This is a genomic window from Phytopseudomonas flavescens (assembly GCF_900100535.1).
Classification (GTDB): domain Bacteria; phylum Pseudomonadota; class Gammaproteobacteria; order Pseudomonadales; family Pseudomonadaceae; genus Aquipseudomonas; species Aquipseudomonas flavescens.
Genome location: NZ_FNDG01000023.1, coordinates 51,764 through 77,857, shown reverse-complemented (window position 1 = coordinate 77,857; position 26,094 = coordinate 51,764). Strand labels below are relative to the sequence as shown.

Annotated in this window: 24 protein-coding genes; 9 read left to right on the top strand and 15 right to left on the bottom strand. The window is 64.3% G+C overall.

The annotated features are described in order from the left end of the window. Positions 1–5 precede the first annotated feature (5 nt). From BLR94_RS23070 to BLR94_RS23055, 4 genes are all read left to right on the top strand, one after another. Positions 6–1,082, top strand: a complete 1,077-nt coding sequence (locus BLR94_RS23070; RefSeq protein ID WP_084308253.1) for an FAD-dependent oxidoreductase — start codon at positions 6–8, stop codon at positions 1,080–1,082. A gap of 179 nt (positions 1,083–1,261) precedes the next feature. Continuing rightward, positions 1,262–2,833 carry a methyl-accepting chemotaxis protein gene (locus BLR94_RS23065; protein ID WP_084308252.1) on the top strand — a complete coding sequence of 524 codons (1,572 nt, stop codon included), beginning with the start codon at positions 1,262–1,264 and terminating at the stop codon, positions 2,831–2,833. Between the two features lie 385 nt (positions 2,834–3,218). Then, positions 3,219–4,583 (top strand): glutamine synthetase family protein, encoded by a 1,365-nt coding sequence (locus tag BLR94_RS23060; protein ID WP_084308251.1) that lies wholly within the window; start codon positions 3,219–3,221, stop codon positions 4,581–4,583. Positions 4,584–4,638: 55 nt separating this feature from the next. After that, positions 4,639–5,940 carry an NAD(P)/FAD-dependent oxidoreductase gene (locus BLR94_RS23055; RefSeq protein ID WP_084308250.1) on the top strand — a complete coding sequence of 434 codons (1,302 nt, stop codon included), beginning with the start codon at positions 4,639–4,641 and terminating at the stop codon, positions 5,938–5,940. 81 nt (positions 5,941–6,021) lie between these two features. On the opposite strand, the gene BLR94_RS23050 is transcribed toward BLR94_RS23055, so the two are convergent. Next, positions 6,022–7,977: a metallophosphoesterase family protein gene (locus BLR94_RS23050; RefSeq protein ID WP_084308249.1), complete on the bottom strand. Its 1,956-nt coding sequence runs from the start codon at positions 7,975–7,977 to the stop codon at positions 6,022–6,024. 267 nt (positions 7,978–8,244) lie between these two features. Beyond that, positions 8,245–8,922 (bottom strand): Crp/Fnr family transcriptional regulator, encoded by a 678-nt coding sequence (locus BLR94_RS23045; protein WP_084308248.1) that lies wholly within the window; start codon positions 8,920–8,922, stop codon positions 8,245–8,247. A gap of 87 nt (positions 8,923–9,009) precedes the next feature. Here BLR94_RS23045 and BLR94_RS23040 point away from each other — a divergent pair, with 87 nt between their 5' ends. Further along, positions 9,010–9,531: an Mpo1 family 2-hydroxy fatty acid dioxygenase gene (locus tag BLR94_RS23040; RefSeq protein WP_084308247.1), complete on the top strand. Its 522-nt coding sequence runs from the start codon at positions 9,010–9,012 to the stop codon at positions 9,529–9,531. Between the two features lie 75 nt (positions 9,532–9,606). On the opposite strand, the gene BLR94_RS23035 is transcribed toward BLR94_RS23040, so the two are convergent. The 5 genes from BLR94_RS23035 to oscA form a co-directional block, all read right to left on the bottom strand. Continuing rightward, positions 9,607–10,599: a sulfate/molybdate ABC transporter ATP-binding protein gene (locus BLR94_RS23035; RefSeq protein ID WP_084308246.1), complete on the bottom strand. Its 993-nt coding sequence runs from the start codon at positions 10,597–10,599 to the stop codon at positions 9,607–9,609. 60 nt (positions 10,600–10,659) lie between these two features. Beyond that, a complete protein-coding gene (gene cysW, locus BLR94_RS23030; protein ID WP_084308245.1) occupies positions 10,660–11,526 on the bottom strand; it encodes a sulfate ABC transporter permease subunit CysW in 867 nt (288 codons plus the stop codon). A gap of 10 nt (positions 11,527–11,536) precedes the next feature. Beyond that, complete coding sequence (gene cysT, locus BLR94_RS23025; protein ID WP_042554213.1) at positions 11,537–12,349, bottom strand: sulfate ABC transporter permease subunit CysT; 813 nt, start codon at positions 12,347–12,349, stop codon at positions 11,537–11,539. Between the two features lie 80 nt (positions 12,350–12,429). Next, the gene (locus BLR94_RS23020) at positions 12,430–13,431 is read right to left on the bottom strand and encodes a sulfate ABC transporter substrate-binding protein (RefSeq protein ID WP_084308244.1); all 1,002 of its coding nucleotides are present in this window, start codon (positions 13,429–13,431) and stop codon (positions 12,430–12,432) included. Between the two features lie 148 nt (positions 13,432–13,579). Further along, a complete protein-coding gene (gene oscA, locus BLR94_RS23015) occupies positions 13,580–13,762 on the bottom strand; it encodes a sulfur starvation response protein OscA (protein ID WP_042554215.1) in 183 nt (60 codons plus the stop codon). 254 nt (positions 13,763–14,016) lie between these two features. Between oscA and BLR94_RS23010 the strand changes: the two genes are divergently transcribed. Both BLR94_RS23010 and BLR94_RS23005 read left to right on the top strand, forming a co-directional pair. Continuing rightward, positions 14,017–14,598: an RBBP9/YdeN family alpha/beta hydrolase gene (locus tag BLR94_RS23010; protein ID WP_084308243.1), complete on the top strand. Its 582-nt coding sequence runs from the start codon at positions 14,017–14,019 to the stop codon at positions 14,596–14,598. 103 nt (positions 14,599–14,701) lie between these two features. Next, positions 14,702–15,652: a sigma 54-interacting transcriptional regulator gene (locus tag BLR94_RS23005; protein ID WP_084308242.1), complete on the top strand. Its 951-nt coding sequence runs from the start codon at positions 14,702–14,704 to the stop codon at positions 15,650–15,652. Positions 15,653–15,822: 170 nt separating this feature from the next. Here BLR94_RS23005 and modC read toward each other — a convergent pair whose 3' ends face one another. The 7 genes from modC to BLR94_RS22970 all read right to left on the bottom strand — a co-directional run bounded on the left by modC (position 15,823) and on the right by BLR94_RS22970 (position 22,974). Further along, on the bottom strand, positions 15,823–16,917 hold the full coding sequence (gene modC, locus BLR94_RS23000) for a molybdenum ABC transporter ATP-binding protein (protein WP_084308241.1): 1,095 nt from the start codon (positions 16,915–16,917) through the stop codon (positions 15,823–15,825). After that, positions 16,914–17,597: a molybdate ABC transporter permease subunit gene (gene modB / locus BLR94_RS22995; RefSeq protein ID WP_084308240.1), complete on the bottom strand. Its 684-nt coding sequence runs from the start codon at positions 17,595–17,597 to the stop codon at positions 16,914–16,916. Before modB ends, modC begins: the two co-directional genes overlap by 4 nt. Positions 17,598–17,869: 272 nt before the next feature. Continuing rightward, on the bottom strand, positions 17,870–18,577 hold the full coding sequence (modA, locus tag BLR94_RS22990) for a molybdate ABC transporter substrate-binding protein (protein WP_244158251.1): 708 nt from the start codon (positions 18,575–18,577) through the stop codon (positions 17,870–17,872). A 253-nt stretch (positions 18,578–18,830) separates the two neighbouring features. After that, on the bottom strand, positions 18,831–19,691 hold the full coding sequence (locus BLR94_RS22985) for a glycine betaine ABC transporter substrate-binding protein (protein ID WP_084308238.1): 861 nt from the start codon (positions 19,689–19,691) through the stop codon (positions 18,831–18,833). A gap of 215 nt (positions 19,692–19,906) precedes the next feature. Continuing rightward, entirely contained in the window at positions 19,907–20,851 is a 945-nt protein-coding gene (locus BLR94_RS22980) for a choline ABC transporter substrate-binding protein (protein ID WP_084308237.1), read from the bottom strand. Between the two features lie 43 nt (positions 20,852–20,894). Beyond that, positions 20,895–21,776 carry an ABC transporter permease gene (locus tag BLR94_RS22975; RefSeq protein WP_084308236.1) on the bottom strand — a complete coding sequence of 294 codons (882 nt, stop codon included), beginning with the start codon at positions 21,774–21,776 and terminating at the stop codon, positions 20,895–20,897. A 1-nt stretch (position 21,777) separates the two neighbouring features. After that, entirely contained in the window at positions 21,778–22,974 is a 1,197-nt protein-coding gene (locus BLR94_RS22970) for a quaternary amine ABC transporter ATP-binding protein (RefSeq protein WP_084308235.1), read from the bottom strand. Positions 22,975–24,288: 1,314 nt separating this feature from the next. Between BLR94_RS22970 and gbdR the strand changes: the two genes are divergently transcribed. Both gbdR and BLR94_RS27340 read left to right on the top strand, forming a co-directional pair. Beyond that, a complete protein-coding gene (gene gbdR, locus BLR94_RS22965; protein ID WP_084308234.1) occupies positions 24,289–25,389 on the top strand; it encodes a choline metabolism transcriptional regulator GbdR in 1,101 nt (366 codons plus the stop codon). Positions 25,390–25,499: 110 nt separating this feature from the next. Further along, positions 25,500–25,847 (top strand): hypothetical protein, encoded by a 348-nt coding sequence (locus tag BLR94_RS27340; protein WP_139207496.1) that lies wholly within the window; start codon positions 25,500–25,502, stop codon positions 25,845–25,847. On the opposite strand, the gene BLR94_RS22960 is transcribed toward BLR94_RS27340, so the two are convergent. After that, positions 25,844–26,092, bottom strand: a complete 249-nt coding sequence (locus tag BLR94_RS22960; protein ID WP_084308233.1) for a hypothetical protein — start codon at positions 26,090–26,092, stop codon at positions 25,844–25,846. The two genes, BLR94_RS27340 and BLR94_RS22960, sit on opposite strands and share 4 nt — an antisense overlap. Between the last annotated feature and the right edge of the window lie 2 nt (positions 26,093–26,094).

The window sequence follows — 26,094 nt, the reverse complement described above, 5'->3', positions numbered from 1 at the left end:
TGTAGATGATTGACTACGATCTGTTGCTGGTAGGCGCAGGCCCGGCCCATCTCGGGGTTTTGCGGCGCTGGGCGCTGATCGAGCGACCGGCGGGTCGCATTGGCCTGCTCGCCGGTGCCGAACACACCTGGCATGCCGGCATGCTGCCCGGTTTGGTGGCGGGTCGCCACGCGGCCGAGGATTGCCAGATTGGCCTGCGTGCACTCTGCCAGGCCGCGAAGGTCGAGCTGATCGTCGCGCCGGTGGCGGCATTGGACGCCGCCACGCGGCAACTGACCCTGGGCGATGGCCGCGTGTTGCAGGGCAACTGGCTGTCGTTGAATGTCGGTGACCGTGTCGCTTGCCCGCCCCGTGAGGGCGACGCGATGGACGTGCTGGCCGTCAAGCCGGTGGACAGCTTCATCGCCGGCTGGCAAGCCTGGCGGCGTGATCCCCGGCCCCTGGCGATTCTGGGCGGTGGCGTGGCGGGCGTGGAAATGGCCCTGGCGCTGGCCGATCAGGTACCGCAACTGGCACTGTTCTGTGGCGAACCGCTGCTGGCTGGCCATTGCGCCGGCTTGCGGATGCGCGCCTGGGGCCATTTGCGCATGCGCCGGGTACAGGTGCGCGAACACTGCCCGATCAGTCGCATCGACGGCGATTGCCTGATCAGTGGCGACGCCGCCGTATGGCGTGGCAGCCGGCTGCTGCTGGCCAGCGGCGCCCAGGCGTTCCCGTGGATCGCCGACAGCGGCCTGAGCTGCGATGCCGATGGTTTCGTGCATACCGCGCCGACCCTGCAGGGCCATTCCCATCCGCAGATATTCGCGGTGGGTGATTGCGCCAGCCTGCCCGGCGTTCGCAAGAGCGGGCTGTATTCGCTGCGCCAGGTGCCGGTGCTTGCCGCCAATCTGACGGCCGCCCTGCGTGGCGGGCCGCTGCGCGATTACCGGGCCAGCGGCCAGCGCCCCGTACTACTGGCCAGCGGCGATGGGGGTGCGTTGTTCGGTTGGCAGCAATGGAGCGCGGGCGGGCAGTTCTACGGACGCTGCAAGGACTATTTCGACCGCGCCTTCGTGAAGCGTCACCGCCTCGAGCGCTGAGCGTCCCTCTGCTACCAAAGTGCCATGGCCCGGCGCATGATGAGGTGGTCAACTCGTCCAGGCGGCCACCGCGTGTCTACAGATATGCCCTGCGCTGCCGATGAGCTGTTGAGGGCTTGTCCTCGGGTGACGCGCATGCTGCGACCGCCACCCCGGCACAATAAGAAAAGAGGTTCGCCATGGATTCTGGTTCTATGCGTCACCGGCTGGCACTGGGGCTGGTCCTGCACGTGCTTGGCCTGCTCGGTTTGCTGGTGCTCTGGCAGCAGGTGCAACTGCCGGCTTATCTCGGTGCCATCGCGCTACTGATGCTGGCGCTATGGCCGTGGCTGGGGCCCTGGCGACGTCCGGTGACCGCCGCTGTCGACGCCGCGCCAGTGGCCTCGCTGGATGAGCTGAGCCAGAGCCTGTCGCAACATACCTGCCATAACGCCCTGTCGGCGGCTCAGGTGGCCTTCACCGTGCAGCAACTGGCCGGCAAGCTGCAGTCGCAGTTGGCGGCGGTCGAGCAGATAGGCGAAGGCGCCCACGCCGTGACCCGTACCGAACAGAGCAACGCCGAGCGTGCTGGCCAGACCCTCGGCGCTGCGCAGACCGTGCGTGCCAGCAGCGCCACCGGCCAGGCCGAGCTGCAGCAGGCGATCAGCCGGATGCAGCAACTCAGTGCCCAGGCCGCCGCGAGCCGGGAGCTGATCGATGGCCTCGGCGCGCGTACCGAGCAGATCGAGCAGGTCACCCAGGTCATCCATTCAATCGCCAGCCAGACCAACCTGCTGGCGCTCAACGCCGCCATCGAAGCCGCCCGTGCCGGCGAGCAGGGTCGTGGTTTCGCAGTGGTCGCCGACGAGGTGCGCAGCCTCGCGGGCCGTACTGCCACCGCCACGGGTGAGGTCGGGCAGATGATCGCCGATATCCGCCAGCAGAGCGGTGCGGTGGTCAGCCATATCCAGCGGCAGGCCGAGGAGCTGGAAGCGGCCGCTCGGCAGATCGAATTCACTGGCGAGCAATTGCGCGGCATCGCCGACCTGGCGGCCGAGGTCGATAGCCAGGTGGCGCAGATCAGCGCCGGCACGGCGAGCAATCACCAACACCTGGCCGAATTGCTGGTGTCGGTCGAGCAACTGCGCAGCGACGTGCGCAGCAGCGAGGATCAGACCCGCCACCTGGGCAAGGCGGCCGAACAGCTGGTCGGCCAGGCGGAAACCGTCAGCGAGCAGTTGGCCAGCGTCGGGCTGGACAGCTATCACCAGCGCATCTACGAGCTGGCCCTGGAGGGCGCTGAGGCGATTGGCCGTCAATTCGAGGCGGACATCCAGGCCGGGCGGATCAGCCTGGCTGATCTGTTCGACCGTCAGTACCAGCCGATCGCCAACAGTTTCCCGGCCAAATTCCGCACGCGCTTCGACAGCCATGCCGATCAAGTGCTTCCCGCCATCCAGGAGCCGCTGCTCAAGCGCCACGAAGGCCTGGTGTTCGCCATTGCCACCACCCCTGAAGGCTACGTGCCGACCCACAACCAGGCGTTCAACCAGCCCCCCACCGGCGACCCCGCCGTGGACACCGCGAAGAGCCGCAGCAAGCGACTGTTCAACGACCGTACCGGGATCCGCTGTGGCAGCCATCAGCAACGCTTGCTGTTGCAGACCTACATGCGTGACACCGGCGAGCTGATGCACGACCTGTCCGTGCCGATCCACGTGCAAGGCAGGCATTGGGGGGGCTTGAGGCTGGGCTACAGGCCGGAGCCGTGACAGGCCATTGTTTAGCCGCTGGCCACGTGAAGGTGCGGTAATAGCGATTTAACCTGGCCGTCTGCCCATGCGAGCCTCAACGGTATGCCTTTCCCGCTCTGCACCTGTGCCCCAGCCCTCGCCCTGCCAGCTCTGTGCCCGCAGGGACGTGTCCCCGAACCCACAGGGCTACCGCAGACCCTCGCTTTCTGGGCGCTCTGGCATTGCCGCCATGCCCGCCCGCCGGATGTACTTCTCACCGTCTGACGCCCATGGCTGCCCGTGCAGCCGACCCGTCGATCCGGGGCCGCCGTGACGGCCGCCCGTGGATCCTGCGCTGTTCTCGTTCAAGTGCCGGTAACCTGGCTGCTGATGAAACGGCGACAGCCCCTCTGGAGAAGCCATCATGCCATTCGCCCCTCTGCAGGACGCCGAGGATTTCCTCGTGCGGAACCCCGATATCGAGCTGTTCGAACTGTTCATCATCGACGCCAACGGTGTGCCACGCGGCAAGCTGTTGCACCGTGACGAGCTGCTCGCCGTTTACCGCAGCGGACGACCGCTGCCGAGCACCATCCTTGGCCTGAGCATCAACGGTGATGACGTGGAGGATTCCGGGCTGGTCTGGGACGTCGGCGACGTCGACTGCCGGGCCTACCCCCTGGCCGGCAGTCTGGCGCGTCTGCCCTGGCGGCTGATTCCCACGGCGGCGGTGCAGGTCAGCATGCACCCGCAGGAAGGCATGCCGGCCAGCATCGCCGACCCGCGCCATGTGCTGGTGCAGGTGATCGAGCGGCTGCAGGCCGAGGGCTTTCACCCGGTAATGGCCTGCGAGCTGGAGTTCTACCTGCTCGATGCCAGGCGCGACCCCCGTGGCCACCCGCAGCCGGCCCTGGATGCCGATGGCGGCCGGCCGCGCAATACCCAGGTCTATGGCCTGCGCGAGCTGGAGCAGATCGAGCCGTTTCTCGCTGACCTGTACGCCGCGTGCAAGGCCCAGGGCATCCCCGCGCGAACGGCAATTTCCGAGTACGCGCCGGGGCAGGTGGAAATCACTCTGGAGCACGGCGATGCGTTGCAGGCCATGGATCAGGCGGTGCGCTACAAGCGCCTGGTCAAGGGTGTGGCGCACCGGCATGGCATGCAGGCCTGCTTCATGGCCAAGCCGTTCGACCACCTGGCTGGCACCGGCATGCACATGCATGTCAGCCTGAATGACGCGGTGGGCCGCAACCTGTTCGCCAGTGAGGCGCCCGCAGGTTCCCCGCTGCTGCGTTACGCGGTGGGCGGCATGCTCGCCAGCCTGCTCGATTCGCTTCTGTTGTTCTGCCCCAACGCCAACTCCTACCGGCGCTTCCAGGCCAACAGCTATGCGCCGCTGGCTTTGAGCTGGGGTGTGGATAACCGCACCGTCAGCCTGCGCGTGCCGGGCGGCCCGGCAGTCACGCGACACATCGAGCACCGCATCTGCGGCGCCGATGCCAACCCCTATCTGGCTGCTGCGGCGATCCTCGCCGGCATTCACCGCGGCATCCGTGAAGAGTTGGACCCCGGTGAGCCCATCGAAGGCAACGGCTATGCCCAGGCCAAGGCTCTTCTGCCCACCGACTGGCTGACCTCGCTGCGCGCGCTGCAGGCCTCGAGCTGGGCAGCCGAGGCGCTGGGTGCGGAGTTTCTGCGCGTGTACCTGGCGGTCAAGGGCGAGGAACAGCGGCGTTTCATGGCGGAAGTCGGCGAGCAGGACTGGCGCTGGTACCTGAATCAGGCGTGAACCGTCCGCCGCACCATCAAGCGCGGCACCCATGGCGTGCCGCTAAGGAACACTCATGAAAGACAAGGCGAGGGCAGCCCAGCGCAGCCCGTCCTATTACAGCGCGAGTATCGAGCAGGACAGCGACTACCCGGGCGTGCAGGGAGAGGTGCGCGTCGATGTGGCGATCATCGGCGGCGGCTTCACCGGCGTGGCCACTGCGGTCGAACTGGCCGAGCGGGGGTTCAAGGTAGCCGTGGTAGAGGCCAATCGCATCGGTTGGGGCGCCAGCGGCCGCAATGGCGGGCAGGTCACCGGTAGCCTGTCTGGCGACGCTGCCATGGCCAAGCAGATGCGCAAGCGGCTGGGCGGGGAGGTCGATGATTTCATCTGGAACCTGCGCTGGCGCGGCCACGCCATCATCGAGCAGCGGGTGCGTCGCTATGGCATTGCCTGCGACCTCAAGCACGGCCACCTGCACGCGGCGATGAAAGCCGCCCACCTCGACGAACTGCGTGCCTCCCATGACGAGGCGTTGCGCCGTGGCATGGACGCCGACGTGACCCTGCTCGATGCCGGTGGCGTGCGGGCCCACCTGGCCAGCGACCTGTACCTCGGCGCGCTGAAGAACACCCGCAACCTGCACCTGCATCCGCTGAACCTGTGCCTGGGCGAAGCGCGGGCCGCCCACAGCCTTGGCGCGCTGATTTTCGAGCACTCGCCGGTGCTGGAGATCGTCCACGGCAGCACGCCGACACTGGTGACGGCCGAAGGGCGGGTGGTTGCCAATCAGGTGCTGCTGGCCGGCGACGTGTACCACAAGCTGGAGCCTGGAAAGCTCAAGGGCATGATTTTCCCGGCCATGGGTGGCATCGTCACCACCGCGCCGCTGGGCGAGCTGGCGGCACAGATCAACCCCCAGGACCTGGCCGTCTACGACTGCCGCTTCGTGCTCGACTACTACCGCCTGACCGCCGACGGGCGCCTGCTGTTCGGCGGCGGTGCCAACTACTCCGGGCGAGACTCACGGGATATCGCGGCCGAGCTGCGCCCCGGCATCGAGCGGACCTTCCCGAGCCTCGAGGGCGTGCCCATCGAGTTCCAGTGGAGCTGTGCCATGGGCATCGTCATGAACCGCATCCCGCAACTGGGCAAGCTGTCGCCCAACGTCTGGTACTGCCAGGGCTACTCCGGCCACGGCATCGCCACCAGCCACGTGATGGGCGAGATCATGGCCGAAGCCATGAGCGGCGAACTGGCACGTTTCGAGACCTTCGCAGGGTGTTCGCACGTCAAGGTGCCGATGGGTGATGTGTTCGGCAATCCGATGCTGGCGCTGGGCATGTGGTACTACCAGCTGCTGGAGAAGCTGCGCTAGACGACTGAGCAGGCGCTGCGCGCCCACGCTTGATCGTGGGGGCGACGTCGGTTCGCCCGGGGGCTTACGGAGGTGGCGGACTTACGCGCGCTTGGGCTCTTCGTGGGGCTCCGGGGCGTCGTCGCGGTCGTCGATGAATTCGGTGCGGGGCGAGCCGTCGGCGTTGAGCTGGTACACGCGGCTGGGCTGGCCTGCGGCGTTGAACAGCACCTGGCCGAGGCCGGCGGAGTTCCACAGGCGTTCGCCTGCCTTGCTCTGCTTGGGAATGTGCGGGAATACCTGCATGCGCCGCCGCTTGGTCAGCCAGTTGAGGGGCGACCAGGGCGCATACAGCCAGCGGTTGAGGCGATCGAAGACGTTCAGCAGGCGTTCCGGGAATTCGTTCTTCACGCCGCTGCTGGTGATCTGCCAGATGGTCGGGCCCTGGCGGCGGTCGCGGATCTTCACCTCGTAGAAGAACGAGTAGTGCACGTCACCGGACAGCACCACGTAATCACCGGGAGTGCGCGAGTGGCGGAAGATGTTGAGCATCACCTGGGCCGCGCCGCGGTGCGCCATCCAGTTCTCCGCATCGACCATCAGCGGGTGGCCGGCCCAGCTGAACACCCGCTGCACCGCTTCGATCAGTTTGACCCCGAACATCGGCGCCGGTGACACGATGATGGCGGCGGGGTGGTCGAGCAGGTCCTGCTGGAATTCGCTCAGGGCTTCCCAGTCGAGCAGCCCGGAAGGGCGTTTGATGGTGCGTTCGCTGCGCCAGCGCCGGGTTCGCGTGTCGAGTACCAGCAGCGCCGGTGTGCTGGGCAGCACGTAGTGCCATTGCTGGAATTTCATCAGCTCGTCGATCAAGCGATCCTGAGCCGGGCTGCCAAAACCCAGCTCCCTGGCCTGCTCGCACAGTTCGTTGGTGTTGGCCAGCGGCTCGGCGAAGGCGTCGGGGTTGTTGCCCCAGCCCTGGCACAGCAGGTAGCCGATCAGCGCGTTGCCGATGATGCGCTTGGAGAAGGGATGGCCGTAGGCGGTTTCTTCCCACTGCGCGGAGAGGTTCCAGTCATCGGTGATGTCGTGATCGTCGAAGATCATCAGGTTCGGCAGGTGCGCCAGCACCCGGGCAACCTGATCCAGGCTGGCGACGAAGGCATCGATGCGGGCCTGCTCCTGGCGGTAGCGCTCGGCGTCCTCTTCGCTCAGTGCGGGCTGTTCGAGGTCGATCAGCGTCCAGGGCGTCGGCGCCCAGACCAGTAGGTACATGGCCAGCACTTCGGCCAGGGTGACCAGGTGGTTGTCGGCGTTGCTGCTGGTGAAGATGGGCTTTTCGGTACCGCCGAAAAAGCGCTCGCGCAAGGTTTCGTTGGCTTTCAGCGCCGGCAGCAGGTCTGCGCGGTGGTAGTAGCTGGCCGGGTGCACGTAGAGGTCGGCGCTGTCTTCGACCACCGCGCCCTCGAGTTTCTCGTGATACAGCCCCAGGCGTTCGATCAGCGTGTGGACGGCGCGCAGCATCGGCCCGGCGACGTCATCGGCGTACACCTGGTCGCCGCTGTGCATCAGCAGTGCAGGCCGTTCGTGCGGGGCATGTGGCGTGGCCAGCAGGCGGTCGGCACACAGCAGGCCATCCTGAGATGGGTGATGAGGCTTGCGGCAGGAGCCATGCAGCAGGTGGTCGATGCGCGAGCGCAACACGAAGTTGGCTTGCGTCGCGCCGTCGTACAGCAGGTGCGCAGCCCAATCGGCGATGCCCAGCCGGCCGTCGACCAGCAGGTCGTAGTCGATCCGTTCGTCCTGGGGCAGCGGGTTGTCGAGGCGCAGGTCGATCAGGTGGATGACCGCGTGCTCACCGATCACCAGGCGCTGACAGGCGTCGTCACCCAGCGGGTAATCGCGAGCGGTCTGTTCACTTGGCGCGAGGCGCAGGGTCAGTTGCAGCGCGCGGCTGCCTACCAGCCACAGCACCAGGCGGCCAGGCTCCAGGCGCCGCAGGATCGGGCCGGCGAGAACGGCAGGCAGGTCGGTGGATTCTCGAGTTTCTGGCAACGGCATCCGGGATCGCTTCCGGCCAGCTCGGGGTTAGCCGGCAGGCCTTTATTTCAGAGAATGAATAGGGACATGGCTCTCAGAGCCGGTTCAACGTCTGCTGCGCGTTGGCCATGCTACGTTGAAACCGGGCTCAGAATGTTCTTTTACAGCAGTGAACCGCGCTTCTTCGCCCGATTCTGTGGGGGCGCCTGGCCCTAGCCTGGCTCAAGCTCGCGAGCCTTTGAACTGGCTCTTGGCCATTGGTTCGGCTGTCACAAAATCTTCATATGGTTACTGAGCGGCCTGGCGCAGGCCATCCAGGTCGAGAATCTCGATCTCGCCGTAGGTCAACTGCACGATGCCACGGACCTGCAAATCGTTGAGCAGGCGATTGGCGGTCTGCCGGGAAATGGCCAGCATGGCGGCCAACTGGTCCTGCGCCAGGTGAATGATGCGCCGTGGCCCCCGGGTTTCGCCATAGTCATCGACGATCAGCAGCAGGCGCCGGGCGAGACGCTGCGCGGCTGGCAGCAGGCTCATCTCTTCCAGGGTGATGAATGCCAGGCGCACCTTGTGGGCCATCAGCAGGGCGATGTGGCGCCAGTAGGCGGGGTGCGCGTCCAGTAGGCTCAACAGGCCCGCCTGGGGGAGGTGCAACAGGGTGCTGGTGATTTCTGCGATGGCATCGTGGGTGCGTGGCTGGCCATCGAACAGGGCGATTTCGCCGAACCAGTGGGGCGCCTCCACCAGAATCAGCAACGCCTCCTTGCCCTGGGCATCCACGGTGCCGATGCGCATGGCGCCGGACAGCACTGCATACAGGCCACCGGGCGGATCGCCACGGCTGAACAGGCGTTGCCCGGTTTCCAACTGCAGTGGCCTGCCCTGCGTCACCAGCGCCTGCTGCAACGCCTGCGGCAGTGCGGCGAACCATTGGCCCTGAAGCAACACGGCATGCAGATCGGTCATGGATATTCCGCTTTGTCGGCTAGCTGACAGTGCTGGCGAGATGGCAGCGCCATTATGCGCAGGCATGTACCCGAGAGGATAACAACAATGAAAACCCTGGTGGATCACCTGGCCCAATACGCGGCCTATCATCGTGATCGGCGCAATATCGTCACCCATTTCATCGGCATTCCCATGATCGTCCTGGCGGTCACCGTGCTGCTGTCGCGCCCTGGCGTGCCGCTTGCCGGATTCTGGCTGTCTCCCGCTGCTGCGCTGGCGCTGGCGTCTACCCTGTTCTACCTGCGCCTGGACCTGCGCTTCGGCGCAGTGATGGGATTGCTGCTGGGCCTCTCCCTGTGGTGCGCTGCCCATCTGGCCATGAGCGGCACGGCCGTGTGGCTGGTCGCGGGGCTGGGGCTGTTCGTGGTCGGTTGGGTCATCCAGTTCGTCGGCCACTTCTACGAAGGCCGCAAACCGGCGTTCGTCGACGATGTCATGGGGCTGATGGTCGGGCCGTTGTTCGTGGTCGCCGAAGCCGCCTTTCTCCTTGGCCTGCGCCAGGAGGTCGAGCATGCAGTGGTCAGGCGCGCGGGACCGACCTGCATCCGTGAGCACAAGACGGCTTGATGGTGGCAAGCCGCTCATTGCAGGTTGCTGTGCGAGCGATCGGTGGGCTGACGCGGCCCACCCCATGTCTGCAGATTAGCGCGCCGTGCTGACCGGCTTGCCACCCTTTGGCTTGAAGTACAGGATGTCGCCACGGCTCAGGCTGTCCAGGCTGAGGTGGTCCTTGGCCACTTCGGCCTCGATCAGTTCGTCCTGGTCTTCGACCTTCAGGGTGATGCGGGTGATGGCGCCGAGCAGGCGGATATCCCGCACTTCGCCGGCCTGATGGCCGTCCAGTGCCTCGGTCGACAGCTGCACTTCGTGCGGGCGGAACAGCACATGGTGATCGTCGCCGACATACAGGCGGTTGGCATCGCCAAGGAAGTGGTAGACGAAATCGCTGGACGGCTTCTCGTAGACCTCGGCCGGCGAGCCGATCTGTTCGACCACGCCCTTGTTCATCACCACGATGCGGTCGGCCACTTCCATGGCTTCTTCCTGGTCGTGGGTCACGAACACGCTGGTCAGGTGCACCTCTTCGTGCAGGCGCGCCAGCCAGCGACGCAGTTCCTTGCGCACCTTGGCGTCGAGGGCGCCGAACGGTTCGTCGAGCAGCAGTACCTTGGGTTCCACCGCCAGGGCGCGGGCCAGGGCGATACGCTGGCGCTGGCCGCCGGAGAGCTGTTCCGGGTAGCGGTCGGCCAGCCAGTCTAGCTGCACCAGGTCGAGCAGGTCGTGGACCTTCTTCTTGATCACGTTCTCGTTCGGACGCTCGCCCTTGGGCTTCATGCGCAGGCCGAAGGCCACGTTGTCGAACACGGTCATGTGGCGGAACAGGGCGTAGTGCTGGAATACGAAGCCGACCTTGCGATCACGCACGTCGTGCTCGGACACGTCTTCGCCGTGGAACACGATGTTGCCGGTGTCCGGGACTTCCAGGCCGGCGATGATGCGCAACAGGGTGGTCTTGCCGCAGCCGGACGGGCCGAGCAGGGCCACCAGCTCACCGCTGTCGATGTTCAGGTTGATGTCGTCGAGTGCCTTGAACTGGCCGAAGTGCTTGTTGATGCCTTGAACTTGAATACTCATGGGTGCACCTGCTGATCTGTGTGGCCGGGGCTGCGCGTCGGGCGCCGCCGGCGGAATGATTCAATCGTCCTGATTCGTCTTGAACTGCCGGCTCAAGCGCGCTTCGCTCCATTGGCGCAGCAGCAGCACGACCAGGGCCATGACCAGCAACAGGATGGCCACGCTGAACGCGGCGACGATGTTGTACTCGTTGTAGAGAATCTCGATGTGCAGGGGCAGCGTGTTGGTGTAGCCGCGGATGTGCCCGGAAACCACCGATACCGCGCCGAACTCGCCCATCGCCCGCGCCGTGCAGAGCACCACGCCGTAGACCAGCGCCCATTTTACGTTAGGCAAGGTCACATGCCAGAACATCTGCCAGCCGTTGGCACCGAGCAGGCGTGCGGCTTCCTCTTCGGTGGTGCCCTGTTCCTCCATCAGCGGGATCAGCTCGCGCGCGACGAACGGGAAGGTGACGAAGATGGTGGCCAGGACGATGCCGGGCACGGCGTAGATGATCTGCAGGTCGTGATCCTGCAGGTACGGCGCCAGCTTGCTCTGCGCGCCGAACAGCAGCACGTAGATCAGGCCGGCGACCACCGGCGATACCGAGAACGGCATGTCGATCAGGGTGACCAGCACGCTCTTGCCGCGGAACTCGAACTTGGTCACCGCCCAGGCTGCGGCGACCCCGAATACCAGGTTCAGCGGGACGGAGATGGCCGTGGCCAGCAGGGTCAGCTTGAGCGCGGAAATCGCGTCCGGCTCGCGGATCGCCTCCCAGAAAAACGCCAGGCCACGGCTCAGGCCCTGGGTGACGACGATATACAGCGGCAGCACGAGGATCACCGCGAACACCGCCCAGGCGATGACGATCAGGGCGATGGCACCGGGGGAACGGCGTACCGGGCGCGCAGCCGCGTTCTTGCTCAGGGTTGCAAGGCTCATGACGGGCTCCTCAGATTTGCGGCTGGATGCGGCGCTGCAGCAGGTTGATCAACAGCAGCAGGATGAACGAGACCACCAGCATCAGCACGCCAATGGCGGTGGCGCTCGGGTAGTCGTACTGATCCAGCTTGGAGACGATCAGCAGCGGGAGGATCTCGGTCTTCATCGGGATATTGCCGGCGATGAACACCACGGAGCCATACTCGCCGACGCCGCGGGCGAAGGCCAGGGCGAAGCCGGTGATCCAGGCGGGCAGCAGGCTCGGCAGCAGCACGTGCCAGAACACCTGCAACGGCTTGGCGCCCAGGCAGGAGGCCGCTTCCTCGACTTCCTTGGGGAAATCGGCGAGTACCGGCTGCAGGGTGCGCACCACGAACGGCAGGGTGACGAACACCAGTGCCAGGGTGATGCCCAGCGGGGTATAGGCGATCTTGAAGGGGAACAGCGAACCGATCATGCCGTTGGGCGCGTACAGCGCGGTCAGGGCGATACCGGCTACCGCGGTGGGCAGGGCGAACGGCATGTCGACCATGGCATCGATGATGCGCCGGCCGGGAAAGGTGTAGCGTACCAGGACCCAGGCGATGATGGTGCCGAGGATGCCGTTGAGCAGCGCCGCCGCCAGGGCGGTGCCGAAGGAAAGCTTGAGGGAGAACAGCACCTGGCGGTTGGTGATCAGGTTCCACCACTGTTCCAGCGACAGCTGCAGCGAGAACAGGAACATGGCACCCAGCGGAATCAACACCACCAGGGCGAGGTAGGTCAGGGTGTAGCCCAGAGTCAGCCCGAAGCCGGGTATGACCGAGGAGGTTCGACGAGACATGGAGAGTCCTTTTAATCAGGTCCGCAGAGCGAAGCCCGCCAATCCTTCAGGAGTGGCGGGCTTCGTCGACAAGGCGTGGCTTACTGATTGATCTTCTTGAAAATGTCGTCGAACACGCCGCCGTCGTCGAAGTACTTGGGTTGCGCGGCAGCCCAGCCACCGAAGTCCTTGTCGATGGTGACCAGCTCCAGGTCCTTGAACTGATTCTTGAACTCGGCCGCCACTTCGGCGTTACGCGGGCGGTAGAAGTTCTTCGCGGCGATGCGCTGGCCTTCTTCGCTGTACAGGTACTGCAGGTAGGCTTCGGCGGCCTTGCGGGTGCCCTTGCGGTCGACGTTCTTGTCGACGACGGCCACCGGCGGCTCGGCCAGGATGGACAGTGACGGGGTGACGATCTCCAGCTGGTCGCCGCCTTCTTCGGCCAGCGACAGGTAGGCTTCGTTTTCCCAGGCCAGCAGCACGTCGCCCAGGCCACGTTGTACGAAGCTGATGGTCGAACCGCGGGCACCGGTGTCGAGAACCGGCGCGTGACGGTACAGCTCGGTCACGTACTCCAGGGCCTTTTCGTCGCTGCCGTATTTCTTCTTGGCGTACGCCCAGGCGGCGAGGAAATTCCAGCGTGCACCACCGGAGGTTTTCGGGTTCGGGGTGATGATCTCGACGCCATCCTTGACCAGGTCATCCCAGTCCTTGATGCCTTTCGGGTTGCCCTTGCGAACCAGGAACACGATGGTCGAGGTGTAGGGCGTGCTGTTGTCGGCCAGGCGCTTCTGCCAGTCCTTGTCGATCAGCGGCTGGTTGAGGTTGATCGCGTCGATGTCGCCGGACAGCGCCAGTGTCACCACGTCGGCCTGCAGGCCGTCGATCACCGCGCGAGCCTGCTTGCCCGAGCCACCATGGGACTGCTGGATGGTCAGCGCTTCGTTGCCCTGTTCCTGCCAGTGTTTGTTGAAGGCCTTGTTGAATTCGACGTACAGCTCGCGGGTCGGGTCATAGGACACGTTGAGCAGCGTCTGGGCGCAAACCGGGCCGGCGACCAGCGCGCTGGCGAGTGCAGCGAGTGCGAAACGGCGAATGGACATGGTGGAACTCCTCGATACTGAATACGGTGCTGGGCGTGTTGGGCTAGTTCTTCTCTGCGGGCTCTCGGGCCTGCATTCGTGGGTTACATCGGGAGTAGCGATAAGGGTTCATGCTGGGCGGCCCGTGGTCGGGTTGGCGAATGAGGGGTCAGGCGTTCTTGCTGCCGGATTGCTGAAGGCGGAATTTTTCCTTGCGCTCGATCTGAACCACCTGGCCGTTGTGCACGGTGATTTCGACCGAGCCGAATTTCAGGCCGTTCAGGGCACTTTGGATCTCACGCAGGATGGTGGCGTCATCCTGGCCTTCTAGGTTGCGAAGGGTTGCGGTCATGGCTAAAGGCTCCTTGCCCTCGTTCTCGGTGCGACGGCTGTCGGCTGTGGGGCGTGGAGCGGATACTAGGGAATCTGAAATATTCTTAAAAATACTGTTTAAGAACATTTATATTTCTTCTGGGTATATGCATTGTTTCCGCTCTTCACGGATCGTTATTTGCTTATGAGGAATAAGCAAATAAGTTCTTATTCTTTTTAGTCTCTTACCTGGGCTCCTACACTGCACGCCATGCAGATACGGGAGGCGCCTCGATGCGCAGTGAAGCGATTCGATACCTGATAGTACCGGGCTGGCAAGGCTCGGGCGACGACCATTGGCAGAGCCACTGGCAGCGCAGCCTGCCCAACAGTGCTCGGGTCGAGCAACGGGACTGGCTGGCGCCGCACCGCGAGGACTGGGTTGCAGCACTGGAGCGGCAGATCGTCGCCGATCCACGGCCAGCGATTCTCATCGCCCACAGCCTGGGTTGCATTACCGTCGCTCACTGGGCGGCGCAGGCGCCAGTGGCCTCGCTGCGCCGGGTGCGGGGCGCGCTGCTGGTCGCGCCAGCCGATGTGCAGCGTCCCAACTGCCCCGAAGCGTTGCGCAATTTCGCACCGATCCCCCGCCACCTGCTGCCATTCCCCAGCCAACTGGTTGGCTCCGACAACGACTCGGCGGCCAGCGCCGCGCGTGCCATCGAACTGGCCCGCGAATGGGGCAGTGAGACGGCCATCCTCAGCGGCGCGGGGCACATCAACGTTAAGTCCGGGCACCAGCGCTGGGAGCAGGGCTTCGCCTATCTGTTCCGCTTGCAGAGCCGGATAGAGCAGCAGATGCGCCGCCGCGCCTGACAACCATTTGTTGTGGCCGCACCTTGCATGGCGGGGGGCAGCGCGCTTCGCCGATCCATTTCCCCATTGGCCGCTCGCGGCCTGACGTCAAAGAGAGTGAGTTATGAGCCTGTCATCGGCTGGCGACCAGTCGCTGCTGATTTTTCCCGATGCGGACAAGAGTCCGCTGAGCATTCGTGCCAAGGCGCTGGTGTTCATCGATCCACGAACCCGGCAGTTGCGCGAAGAAGTCGAGCGTCTGGCCGGCCTGCCGGTGCCCATCCTGATCCAGGGGGAAACCGGCACCGGCAAGGAACTGCTGGCGCGGCACATTCACCGGGCCAGCGAACGCCCCGGCCTGTTCGTCGCCCTGAGCTGCAGCGGGTTGAGTCCCAATCATGCCGAGGCCGAGCTGTTCGGCTACGTCGCCGGTGCCCATCAGGGCGCGCCGAGCAGCCGCGCTGGCTGGCTGGGTTCCGCCAATGGCGGCACCCTCTATCTGGATGAGATCGCCGACCTGCCGCTGCCCCTGCAGGATCAGTTACTCAGCGTGCTGGAGACCGGCGAGGCCTGGCGGGTCGGCGCTGCGCAGCCGACCCCGCTGGATGTGCGCCTGGTGGCGGCCACCAGCATCGACCTGTGGCAGGCCGTGAAGGCTGGCAAGTTCGACGAACGCCTGGCCCATTACCTGAGCGATGGCCGCCTCGAATTGCCGCCACTGCGCGAGCGGGTCGGCGACGTACTGCCGCTGGCCGAGTACTTCCTGGGTATCTACGCCCAGCGCCTGCGTCTGCCGCTGCCGGGTATCAGCCTGGCTGCCCAGGCCGTGCTCGAGCGGCACGACTGGCCGGGCAATACCCGTGAGCTGGAGAACGTGGTGCACTTCGCGCTACTGGTCGCCGGCGCCGACGAGATCGATGCGCAACACCTCAACTTGCCGGCGGCGCCGCCGTTGAAACGCATCGAACACGCCCTCGAGCAGTTGATCGATGACGGTGATGCAGCCCAGCTCGCCGCCCTGCGCGAACTGTTGCGCCGTGCCGAGGCAAGGGCGCCGGTGCTGGCGGCTTCCTGATACGACACTGTGTGAGTGGGTGGTTAAAAGGCGAAAGCGGTCATCGGTGCAGTATCTGTGGGAGCGGGCCATGCCCGCGATTTTTCGCGCATGGCGCGCTCCCACAGTGGATCGGCGAATGGCTGCTTTCGCCCCCTTGTAGTTATTTGCATTACTGGGCCCGTTGCGCCTCAGGACGCCAGCAGCGACACCGATTTGACCTGCGCCCACAGCGGTTGCCCGGCGCGGATATCCAACTGGTCGAAGGAGTAGCGGGTGATGCGCGCGATGAGGCGCTGTTCGCCCAGTTGCAGTTCGACCAGGCGGTGCGCCGGGTTGGGTAGCTCGAACCAGCGCTCGACCGTCGCCGGCAGCAGGTTGAGCACGCTGCTGTCGTGGGCCTGCTGCAGGCTCAGGCTGACGTCACGGGCCTTGATCTTGATTCGCACCTGACGGCCTGCCGGCAATGGCGCGTGGGCCAGCCGCAGGCAGGCCGTGCTGCCAGCCAGGCTGATAGCGAGCAGATCGTAGCGCGCATCGTGCCGCTCCACCTGCCCCTCGATCACCGCTTCGGCATCGTCTTCGAAGATGAATGGCAGGTCGCTGCGGATCAGCGTCTCCTTCAGCGGCCCGCTGGCCGTGACCCGGCCTTCGTCGAGCACCACCAGGTGGTCGGCGAGACGCGCCACTTCGTCTGGCGCATGGCTGACGTAGAGGATCGGAATGTCCAACTCGTCATGCAGGCGCTCCAGATAGGGCAGCACTTCGCCCTTGCGCTTGAGGTCCAGTGCCGCCAGTGGCTCGTCCATCAGCAGCAGGCGCGGGCTGGTGAGCAGGGCGCGGGCCATGCCGATGCGCTGGCGCTCGCCGCCGGAGAGGCGATCCGGCAGGCGGTCGAGCAGGTGCCCGATACCGAGCAGCTCGACCGCCTGTTCCAGGGGCACGCGCCGCTCGGCCTTGGCGATGCGTTTGAAACCGAACTGCAGATTGCGCAGCACCGACAGGTGGGGGAACAGGTTGGCGTCCTGGAACACGTAGCCGACCGGGCGCTGGTGGGCCGGCAGCCAGATGCCGCGGGCGCTGTCCTGCCAGGTTTCGCCATTGATCTGCAGGTAGCCGCTGCCCGGCTTTTCCAGGCCGGCGACGCAGCGCAGCAGGGTGGTCTTGCCCGAGCCTGAATGACCGAACAGGGCGCTGACGCCGCGGCCCGGCAACTGCAGGTCGACATCCAGGGTGAAGCCGGGATGGGCCAGGTTGAAGCGCGCGTGGATCGGTGCAGCGCTCATGACCAGGCCTTCTGGCCGCTGCGACCGCTGGAGTAGAGTGCCAGCAGCACCAGGAAGGAGAACACCACCATGCCACCGGCCAGCCAGTGGGCCTGGGCGTACTCCATGGTTTCCACGTGGTTGTAGATCTGCACCGAGGCCACCTGGGTCTTGCCGGGGATGTTGCCGCCGATCATCAGTACCACGCCGAACTCACCGACGGTGTGGGCGAAACCGAGGATCGCCGCAGTGATAAAGCCCGGCCTGGCCAGTGGCAGCACCACGCTGAAGAAGGTATCCCAGGGCCCGGCGCGCAGCGTCGCTGCTGCTTCCAGGGGCGCACGGCCCATGGCTTCGAAGGCATTCTGCAACGGCTGCACCACGAACGGCAGGGAATAGAACACCGAGCCGATCACCAGCCCGGCGAAGGTGAAGGTCAGGGTACCCAGGCCGAGCGCCTGGGTCAGTTGGCCGAAGAAACCGTTGGGGCCCATGCTGATCAGCAGGTAGAAGCCGATCACCGTCGGCGGCAACACCAGCGGCAGGGCGACGATGGCGCCGATCGGGCGCTTCAGCCAGGAGCCGGTGCGCGACAGCCACCAGGCGATGGGCGTTCCGACCAGCAGCAACAGCACCGTGGTCAGGGTGGCCAGTTCCAGGGTGAGGAGGATGGCGGCGAAGTCGTTGGCGCCCAGGGGCATGCAGTGGCCTTTTAGCTGTGGTGGACGGAAAAAGCGCCGGAGCCGGCTGCTGATCTTCCGACGCAGGCTCCAGCATTTCAAACGGATGGCTGCAGAAAGGCGCTAGCGGACATTTGTAGGGTGGACGACGCTTCATCCGTCCACCGCTCTGCGATCGCGATGGTGGATGAAAAGAGCGTCATCCACCCTACGGCCGCTTTCGCCTTATAGCAGCCATCTATGTCGCCTGACTCCTTGCTACATCAGCACGCAAGAGGTCGTTAACAGGCTCTTTAAAGCTGGTAACCGTAGGACTTGATGATCTCGGCAGCTTTCGGTCCTTTCAGGTAGTCGACCAGCGCCTTGGCTGCCGGATTGCCCGCGCCTTTCTTGAGGATGAGGGCGTCCTGGCGGATCGGCTCGTACATCGCTTCTGGCACCACCCAGGCCGAGCCGCTGGTGATCTGGCCATCCTTGTACACCTGGGACAGGGCGACGAAGCCCAGCTCGGCATTGCCGGTGGAGACGAACTGCAGCGCCTGGGTGATGTTCTGGCCCTCGACGATCTTGCCTTTCAGGGTGTCGCTCAGGCCCAGCTTGTCCAGGGTCTGGGTCGCGGCCAGGCCATAGGGCGCAGCCTTCGGGTTGGCGATGGCCAGGTGCTTGAACTCGCCTTTGCCGAGCACGGCGCCCTGGTCGTCGACTAAGCCCTGCTTCGGCGACCACAACACCAGCTTGCCGATGGCGTAGGTGAAGCGCGAACCGTCCACGCTGCGGCCTTCCTTCTCGAGTTTGGCCGGCGTGCTGTCATCGGCGGAGAGAAAGACCTCGAAGGGCGCACCGTTGCTGATCTGTGCATAGAACTGCCCGGTGGCCCCATAGGAGGCCTGAACGCTGTGGCCGGTGTCCTTCTCGAACTCGCTGGCGATGGCCTGCATTGGCGCGGTGAAGTTGGCGGCAACCGCCACCTGTACCTGATCGGCCAGGGCGTTGCCGACCATGGCGAGGCTGGCGCAAAGAACGAAAAGCGGACGGACGAGGCGGGTGCGCATGGACTGCTCCTTTGGATGCCGGCCGCGAACGGCGGCCACGTGCGGTAACGCTATATACAAAAATATATGGCGCTAGGGAAGGAAAACCGTTGGGTCGCCCGATCAGCCGCGAGCGATCCGCTTCTGCGGCGGGCTTTTGCGCAGGACGAAAAAAATGCCAGCCGGATCACCCGGCTGGCATTGTCGAGAGGCTGCGGTCAGATCACTTCAGCCATTCGGCGACCCGCTCCGGGTTCTTGGCGATCCACTGCTTGGCCGCTTCCTCGGGCTTCACGCCGTCGCGGATGGACAGCATCACCGCGCCCACTTCCTCGGCGCTCCAGGACAGCTTCTTGAGGAAGGCCACGGCTTCTGGCGCCTTGGCTTCCAGACCCGGGTTGGCCACGGTGTCGACATGCTCGGCTTCGCCGAAGACGTTCTTCGGGTCTTCCAGGAAGCGCAGCTTCCATTGCGCGAACATCCAGTGCGGGATCCAGCCCGTCACCACGATGGGTTTCTGCGCCTTTTCCGCGCGGGTCAGGGCGGTGGTCATGGCCGGGCCGGAGCTGGGCATCAGCTTGATGCTCTTCAGGTCGTAGGCCTTGATCGCGTCTTCGGCCCGGCGCATCACACCGGCGCCGGCATCGATGCCGGTGATTTTGCCATCGAAGTCCTTGGCGTATTTTTCCAGGTCGGCGATGGTCTTGGCCTCGACGTACTCGGGTACGATCAGGCCGATCTTGGCGCCGTTGTAGTTGGTGCCCAGAACGGTGACCTTGTCCTTGAGCTTCTCGAAGTATTCGCCGTGGGTAGCTGGCAGCCAGGCGGAGAGGGTGGCGTCGAGGTCGCCGCGGGCCAGGCCCTGCCACATGATGGCGGGTTCTACCGGCTGCAGGGTGACGTCGTAACCGAGTTTGCTCTTGAGAATTTCGCCAGCGACGTGGGTGACGGCGACGCTGTCGTCCCAACCATTCACGTAGCCGATCTTCAGGGCGGGTTTGTCCGCTGCCATGGCGCTGGACATACCCATGGCCAGGGTGGCGATGCCGAGGCTCTGCAGGCAGAGGCGTTTGAATCTTTGCATAGGTCTTGCTCCGTCAGTGAGTGGCAGTTCTGGGTGTTTACTGGCTCGTTCTGATCGCGGGCCTTGCGGCACCGGCTGTGCAGAGCAGGGCATGGCCCTGGTGAAACCGGGCGCATGGGAGGCGCGCCTCCCGGCGGACAGGCTACGCACCGTGCGCCGCCTGTCTGTACCTGGCCCGGCTGAAATCAGCCGGGTCGCGGTGAGTGCGGACTCGATCAGAGCCCGACGAATTTCTTGACGGCAGCAACGCCGTCCTTGCCATCGAAGGTGGTCACGCCTTCCAGCCAGGCGTCGAGAGCCTGCGGGTTGGCCTTGATCCACTCCTTGGCCACGTCGGCCGGGTCTTTCTTCTCCAGCACTTTTTCCATCAACTGGCTTTCGATATCGACGTTGAACTGCAGGTTGTTCAGCAGCTTGCCGACGTTGGCGCAGCGTTCTTCGTAATCGGGCGGTACCACGGTGTAGACCTTGGCGGCGCCGTAATCCGGGCCGAACACGTCGTCACCACCGGACAGATAGGTGATGTCCTGCTGGGTGTTCATGGGGTGCGGGGCCCAGCCAAGGAAGACCACCGGCTCTTTCTTGCGAATCGCGCGCTGCACCTGCACCAGCATGCCGGCCTCGCTGGACTCGACCATCTTGAAATCGCCGAGATCGAAGGTGTTGCCCTTGATCATGCCCTCGATCAGCAGGTTGCCGTCGTTGCCCGGCTCGATGCCGTAGATCTTGCCACCCAGCTGATCCTTGAACTTGGCGATGTCCTGAAAGCTCTTCAGGCCTGCCTCGGCAGCGTAGGTCGGCACCGCCAAGGTGTACTTGGCGCCTTCGAGGTTGGCCTTGGGCAGTACCTTGACGCTGTTGTCCTTGGTGAACGGCTCGATCACCGAGTCCATGGATGGCGCCCAGTAACCGAGGAACACGTCGATCTGCTTGTTCTTCACTCCAGTGAAGGCGATCGGCACCGAGGCCATGGTCTTGCGCGGCTGATAGCCGAGGCCTTCGGTCAGGGTCATGGCGACGCCCGTGGTGGCCGCGATGTCGGCCCAGCCGATTTCGGCGAAGCGCACCTGCTTGCAGCTTGCGGGGTCCTGGGCCCAGGCGCTCTGCATCACTGCGCAGGACAACAGGCCTACGCCCGCCAACTTGTAGAAATTGTTCATCCGTGGATCCTTGTGAAGGTGAAGGTACGCTGCTATCGCCGCTTCATTGGCGTTGCAGACGAGCGCTCAGCCAGTTCAGCCAGCCGGCACGGTTCGCCGCGGTCTGCGGGGTGCCGAAGCTCTCGGTGATACGGTCGAGGATGATCGCCAGCAGGACCACGGCCATACCGCTTTCGAAGCCCAGGCCGATGTCCAGACGCTGGATACTGGCCAGCACGTCGTTGCCCAGGCCGCCTGCGCCGACCATCGAGGCGATGATCACCATCGACAGCGCCATCATGATGGTCTGGTTGACGCCCGCCATGATCGACGGCATCGCATTGGGCAACTGCACCTTGAACAGCAGTTGGCGGCCGTTGCAGCCGAACGACTGGCCGGCCTCGACGATTTCCTTGTTGACCTGGCGAATGCCCAGGCTGGTCAGGCGAACCGCCGGTGGCATGGCGAAGATCACCGTGGCGATGATACCCGGCACGCGGCCGAGGCCGAACAGCATGGCCGCCGGGATCAGGTAGACGAACGCCGGCATGGTCTGCATGAAATCCAGGATCGGCCGGATGATGGTCGACACACGCTCGCTCTTGGCCGCCCAGATACCCAGCGGAATGCCGATCAGCAGGCTGATCAGGGTCGCCGAGAAGGTCAGGCCCAGGGTCACTACCGTCTGCTCCCAGAAGCCGGTCATGACGATCAGCACGAAGGCGATGGCGGTGAACACGGCGAAGCGCAGGCCGATGCGCCAGAGCCCGAGGGCCACGAAGATGGCGATCAGCAGCCAGGCCGGGGGCAGCATGAGTACCGCCTCGATACCCTCGGAAAAGCCGCTGACCACGCTGCCGATACTGTCGAAGGCACCGCTGTAGTTATCCAGCAGGTGTTGCACCGAGTCGTTGACCCAGCTGCCCAGATCCAGTTTCTCGCTCATGTCATTCTCCCTGCAGACGAGTCAGGAGGCGGCCTTTGCTGATGGCACCGCTGTAATTGCCGTCCTGGTCGACCACCGGGATCGGCCCCTCGTTGTCGACCAGGCGCCCGATCACCTGATCCAGTGGCATATCCTCGGGAACCGGATTGATTTCCTTCAGGACGGTCTGGTTCAGGGAGCAGGATTCGCCGCCTTCGACCAGCAGGGCGATCTTCTCCAGGCTGATGGAGCCTTGGAACTTGTTGTGTTCGTCGACGATGAAGGCGTAGTGCTTGTCCTGCTCCTGCAACTCGCGGCATACGGTCTGCGCATCTGGCGCCTTGCCGTTGTGCACGTAGATCGGCACGCTGTCGGACTTGAGCTGGCCGGCGGTGAGATAGCGGCTGGTGTCGACCGTATCGAAGAAGTTGCGCACGTAGTCGTTGGCGGGATGGTCGATAAGTTCCTGTGGCGTACCGACCTGAACCAGCTTGCCGCCTTCCATGATGCCGATGCGGGTGCCAATGCGCATGGCCTCCTCGATATCGTGGGAGACGAAGATGATGGTGCGGCGATCGGTCTTCTGCAGTTCGAGCAGGATGTCCTGCATCTCGCGGCGCTTGAGCGGATCGAGGGCCGAGAAGGCTTCATCCATGATGATCATCGACGGGTCGACGGCCAGGGCGCGAGCCAGGCCGACCCGCTGCTGCATGCCGCCCGAGAGCTCGTGGGGAAACTTGCTGGCGAAGGTATCCAGGCCCACCTGGGTAAGAACCTGCATGGCGCGTTCCTCGCGCTCCTTGCGGCCCTTGCCCGCCACCTCGAGCCCAAAGGCGGCGTTGTCGAGAACGGTACGTGACGGCATCAGCGCGAACGACTGGAAGACCATGCTCATGTCGCGGCGACGCAGGTCGATCAGCTGATCCTTGGGCAACTTGGCAACGTTCTGCCCGTCGATGTAAACATCTCCGGCAGTCGGTTCGACCAACCGATTGATGAGGCGGATAAGGGTTGACTTGCCCGAGCCGGAAAGGCCCATCAGTACAAAGATTTCACCTTCCTCGACGCTGAACGAGACGTCGCTGACGCCGATGACGGCGCCTCTCTCGGCGAGAATTCTGTCCTTGCTCCAACCCTGCTTGAGTAGGTCGATGGCTTCTTGCGGCTTGTCGCCGAACACCTTGTAGAGGTTCTCGACGACGATTTTTCCAGACTGCATGGGATGGTTCCCCTTCAGTAGACATCCAGAGCAGCTACACGCGGCCTGCCGAGCGCCCACCGGGCGTTCGTCAGGCGATGTCGACTGTTCTTGCTTGTGGGTATATACACGGTTCCGAGGTTTGGACAGCGTTCTGGCACATGGCGTTCTGCTGGCACTCGCGCACGCTCCCAGAGACCTGCCCTGGCTGCTCGCAGCCCCCGGCATTCCTGGATTTCGTGTCGAATGAATAGTGCGTTGCCGTGCTGCAAACTGCTTTCCAAACCCTCTGGCAGTGTTACGAAGCCCAGTCCCTTGGGAATTCACATCTCATCCGAGATGCGCGTACATCCGAAATTTCTTGTTGGACTGGCGCCCTGTTGCGGTAGCCAGCACTTATCTGTTCTTCGGTCCGGAGCGGAGGGCTCCGGTCTGCCACCCTGGTCAAGAGCGACAGCGACGAAATCGGCTGACTCAACGATATAGTCTTGCGGTCGCGGCAATTATCGAATTGCGACCCTGACGTGTTGGGCGACGACACCAAGGTGCGCCGCCTAAAAAAACCATAACAGATTTTTTCTACCCTTGGCCAAAGCTGGAGGCCGCGCGTGGCGCGGTTCTCAGCTTTTCAGTCGGCCTTAGGCTAGATGAGCCGGGGGCTGCAGCGAATTCGAAAAAAAACGTATGTAAGCCTGTCAGTCGCTGCAGAACAGCCGTTGAAAGAGCGCTTCTTTGCACCATCACGGTGATCGGCCCCATCCGGGGGCGTGGCAGCTATCCGCATGCTGATGGCGTATTTCCGTGGGTTCGGCACGATGGTGCGAGGCGAGATGGCCGTGCCAGTTCGCTGGTCGAGTCGGTTGCCCGCAGGTTGTGCGACATCATCGCCGATAGGCGGGGCAGATAGAAGGAGATCCCGCCTGTCGGCGCGTGGGCGCTTTTCGCTCAGATGGCCGGTAATCCGCCAGCTTTTGGTGCAGGTGGAGCCGTGGCCGAATGGTCATTGCCGTGACCATTCGGCCACGGCCTCCGTTACTGCCGCCAGGTAACCCTCTCAACAGTACGGGAACACCCCCCGGCGGCAGTGCTACCAAAATGCTCAGGTCCTTGTGGCATGGCACTTTACGCGGATTTCACGAGGCACTTCAGGGCGCCCAGCGCTCGCTCTGCCGGGAGCGTTCCAGCCTGGGTCCCATTTTTATTGAACGACCGTTCAATGTCGGCATGACCTTTGCGTTCCCTTGTCCATCTGCATGACTGCCTTGTGCCGTGACTACAAGAAAATCAGAGCCTCGCGATGAAGGCTCACAACGTGCTTAGCGTGAGGGTTCACCGATGTCACAGTTCAATCCGGGAGCGCCGCTCCAGAGCCGTGTTCCCCAATCCATCGGGTTTCTCCTGTTGGACAATTTCACCTTGATCTCCCTGGCGTCCGCCGTGGAGCCTCTGCGCATGGCCAACCAGCTCTCCGGCAAGGAGCTGTATCGCTGGCACACCCTGACCCTCGACGGCTTGCCGGTAGGTGCCAGCGACGGCTTGCGGATCACCCCCGACGCCGGCGTGGCCCATGCGCCGGCGCTGGGGTCGGTGATCGTCTGCGGCGGTGTGGACATCCAGCGCAGCGTCACCCGTGAGCACGTGCAGTGGCTGCAGGCCCAGGCGCGTCAGGGCCGGCAGATGGGCGCGGTGTGCACGGGCAGTTGGGCGCTGGCCAAAGCCGGCCTGCTCGATGGCTACGACTGCAGCGTGCACTGGGAATTTCTTGCCGCCATGCAGGAGGCCTTTCCCCGCGCCGCCATCACCACCCGGCTGTTCTCCATCGATCGCAACCGTAACACGGCGTCTGGTGGCACCGCGCCGATGGACATGATGCTGCACCTGATCGGCCGCGAGCATGGTCGCGAGCTGGCGGCGGCGATCTCCGAGATGTTCATCTACGAGCGCATCCGCAACGAGCAGGATCATCAGCGGGTGCCGCTCAAGCATATGCTCGGCACCAACCAGCCGAAGCTGCAGGAAATCGTCGCGTTGATGGAAGCCAACCTCGAGGAGCCCATCGATCTCGATCAACTGGCGCTCTACGTCGATGTTTCACGCCGTCAACTGGAGCGTCTGTTCCAGAAGTACCTGCACTGTTCGCCGTCGCGGTATTACCTGAAGCTGCGCCTGATCCGCGCCCGCCAGTTGCTCAAGCAGACCTCGATGTCGATCATCGAAGTCGCCTCGGTCTGCGGCTTCGTCTCCACGCCGCATTTCTCCAAGTGCTACCGCGAATACTTCGGCATTCCGCCCCGCGACGAGCGTACGGGCAGCGCCTCGAAGGTGATTTCCCTGGTGCCCATCCATGACGACCTGATGCACGAGTCGTCTTCGGCCATGTCGGCCCTCAGCCGTGCCCAGGGCGAGTCGACCTTCGCCAGCGTGCGCATCCTCTGATCCGGATGGCGGTGACGGCTTACGGCCGTTACTGCCGGATGCATCCTGAGCAAAATCGCCAGTAGCGATTCTTGACGTCGCTTGCGACGTCCCGAAGGGTGGCAGCAGGGATGCTGAGCACAAAAAAACACCAGTTGCTCGAGAGCCACATGGCATCGGGCTTTCAGCGCTTTTCAAACAGCTTATCCACAGCCACGCGCACAGTATTTGTGCGCAAGCTATTGGTACTGAAGAAACCGTGGCCCATCCTTTGTGATTATCACGGCAAAGGCCCTGGAAAGGGCTTCTCGGCGATCCGCCGAAAGGCGCGTGGACAAAAAACCGGCAGCCGCGCGCAGCGCCCGTACTGGCGGGCGGCTGGCAGTTATTCAACAGGTTATCCACAGGCGCATGCACAGTATTTGTGCGCAACGCATGGCGGTTTGCCGAGTAGGGCTGCTGCGCTTGCCCAGCCCTAGCGACGTGGCACGAGCGCCGGCAGCAGGGTGCGCGAGATGGCTTCGCGCACGGTCGGCAGCACGGTAGCGCTACCGGCGAGTATGTCTTCGACCATGTGGCGCAAGGCCACGGCGCGCTCCGGGCACAGGCCGGTGACCGCGTATTCGCAGGCCTGCTCGGCGCTGGCACCGCTGGGAATGCTGATGCCCAGGGCGACCAGGCGTTCGCGGAGATCGTCCTGGTCGATCAGTTCGGCGTGCATCATCG

Excerpts from the sequence above, each read along its gene's own strand:
- BLR94_RS23070 (WP_084308253.1), top strand. The coding sequence starts at position 6 with ATGATTGACTACGATCTGTTGCTGGTAGGCGCAGGCCCGGCCCATCTC.
- BLR94_RS23010 (WP_084308243.1), top strand. The coding sequence starts at position 14,017 with ATGCGCAGTGAAGCGATTCGATACCTGATAGTACCGGGCTGGCAAGGC.
- BLR94_RS23060 (WP_084308251.1), top strand. The coding sequence starts at position 3,219 with ATGCCATTCGCCCCTCTGCAGGACGCCGAGGATTTCCTCGTGCGGAAC.
- modA (WP_244158251.1), bottom strand. The coding sequence starts at position 18,577 with ATGGTCGGCAACGCCCTGGCCGATCAGGTACAGGTGGCGGTTGCCGCC.
- cysW (WP_084308245.1), bottom strand. The coding sequence starts at position 11,526 with ATGAGCCTTGCAACCCTGAGCAAGAACGCGGCTGCGCGCCCGGTACGC.
- modC (WP_084308241.1), bottom strand. The coding sequence starts at position 16,917 with ATGAGCGCTGCACCGATCCACGCGCGCTTCAACCTGGCCCATCCCGGC.
- BLR94_RS22975 (WP_084308236.1), bottom strand. The coding sequence starts at position 21,776 with ATGAGCGAGAAACTGGATCTGGGCAGCTGGGTCAACGACTCGGTGCAA.
- BLR94_RS22960 (WP_084308233.1), bottom strand. The coding sequence starts at position 26,092 with ATGATGCACGCCGAACTGATCGACCAGGACGATCTCCGCGAACGCCTG.
- gbdR (WP_084308234.1), top strand. The coding sequence starts at position 24,289 with ATGTCACAGTTCAATCCGGGAGCGCCGCTCCAGAGCCGTGTTCCCCAA.
- BLR94_RS23045 (WP_084308248.1), bottom strand. The coding sequence starts at position 8,922 with ATGACCGATCTGCATGCCGTGTTGCTTCAGGGCCAATGGTTCGCCGCA.
- BLR94_RS23065 (WP_084308252.1), top strand. The coding sequence starts at position 1,262 with ATGGATTCTGGTTCTATGCGTCACCGGCTGGCACTGGGGCTGGTCCTG.
- BLR94_RS23005 (WP_084308242.1), top strand. The coding sequence starts at position 14,702 with ATGAGCCTGTCATCGGCTGGCGACCAGTCGCTGCTGATTTTTCCCGAT.
- BLR94_RS23020 (WP_084308244.1), bottom strand. The coding sequence starts at position 13,431 with ATGTCCATTCGCCGTTTCGCACTCGCTGCACTCGCCAGCGCGCTGGTC.
- BLR94_RS22980 (WP_084308237.1), bottom strand. The coding sequence starts at position 20,851 with ATGAACAATTTCTACAAGTTGGCGGGCGTAGGCCTGTTGTCCTGCGCA.
- cysT (WP_042554213.1), bottom strand. The coding sequence starts at position 12,349 with ATGTCTCGTCGAACCTCCTCGGTCATACCCGGCTTCGGGCTGACTCTG.
- modB (WP_084308240.1), bottom strand. The coding sequence starts at position 17,597 with ATGCCCCTGGGCGCCAACGACTTCGCCGCCATCCTCCTCACCCTGGAA.
- BLR94_RS27340 (WP_139207496.1), top strand. The coding sequence starts at position 25,500 with ATGCTGAGCACAAAAAAACACCAGTTGCTCGAGAGCCACATGGCATCG.
- BLR94_RS23050 (WP_084308249.1), bottom strand. The coding sequence starts at position 7,977 with ATGCCGTTGCCAGAAACTCGAGAATCCACCGACCTGCCTGCCGTTCTC.
- BLR94_RS22970 (WP_084308235.1), bottom strand. The coding sequence starts at position 22,974 with ATGCAGTCTGGAAAAATCGTCGTCGAGAACCTCTACAAGGTGTTCGGC.
- oscA (WP_042554215.1), bottom strand. The coding sequence starts at position 13,762 with ATGACCGCAACCCTTCGCAACCTAGAAGGCCAGGATGACGCCACCATC.
- BLR94_RS23040 (WP_084308247.1), top strand. The coding sequence starts at position 9,010 with ATGAAAACCCTGGTGGATCACCTGGCCCAATACGCGGCCTATCATCGT.
- BLR94_RS23035 (WP_084308246.1), bottom strand. The coding sequence starts at position 10,599 with ATGAGTATTCAAGTTCAAGGCATCAACAAGCACTTCGGCCAGTTCAAG.
- BLR94_RS23055 (WP_084308250.1), top strand. The coding sequence starts at position 4,639 with ATGAAAGACAAGGCGAGGGCAGCCCAGCGCAGCCCGTCCTATTACAGC.
- BLR94_RS22985 (WP_084308238.1), bottom strand. The coding sequence starts at position 19,691 with ATGCAAAGATTCAAACGCCTCTGCCTGCAGAGCCTCGGCATCGCCACC.